Origin of the sequence: Poinsettia branch-inducing phytoplasma str. JR1 (assembly GCF_000309465.1) — a bacterium.
GTDB lineage: Bacteria > Bacillota_I > Bacilli_A > Acholeplasmatales > Acholeplasmataceae > Phytoplasma > Phytoplasma pruni.
In genome coordinates this window covers 1-460 of the sequence record NZ_AKIK01000078.1, presented here as the reverse complement: position 1 = coordinate 460, position 460 = coordinate 1, and the positions used below count along the sequence as shown (strand labels likewise).

The following is a 460-nucleotide window of genomic DNA, read 5'->3' as shown; positions in this document are numbered from 1 at the left end:
TCATCTAAGAGTCCATTTTGGTTTGGTTTATGTTGCAAAATAATTTTATGTTTTCGTTTAAGTTTCACATTTTGTTTTATAAAAAAATATATTTGGGAAGTTATTGTCATTATCAAAATCAAGAAAGGAGAATAAGAACAGTGGCTCAAGAACAAGAAGTTGTTAAAATTCTTTTAAAAACTTACGATCATCATTTGATAGATCAAGCAGCAAAAAAAATTATCACTAGTATTTCCAAAACAGGAGCTCAGATAAAAGGTCCAATACCTCTTCCAACTAAAAACGAGGTTTTTACTGTTTTACGTTCACCTTTTGTAAATAAAGATAGTAGAGAACAATTTGGTCGTTCTACTCACAAACGTTTAATTCAAATTATTAATCCGAATGCTAAAACAATCGATGCTTTAATGCACATTAATTTACCATATTCAGTAAATATTTATTTAAAAAAATAAATAAA

At 27.0% G+C, this 460-nt stretch carries 1 protein-coding gene; it reads left to right on the top strand.

Features of this window, described 5'->3' with window-relative positions:
• Positions 1-140 precede the first annotated feature (140 nt).
• A complete protein-coding gene (gene rpsJ, locus ON17_RS01930; protein WP_017191823.1) occupies positions 141-455 on the top strand; it encodes a 30S ribosomal protein S10 in 315 nt (104 codons plus the stop codon).
• The last annotated feature ends 5 nt before the right edge of the window (positions 456-460 follow it).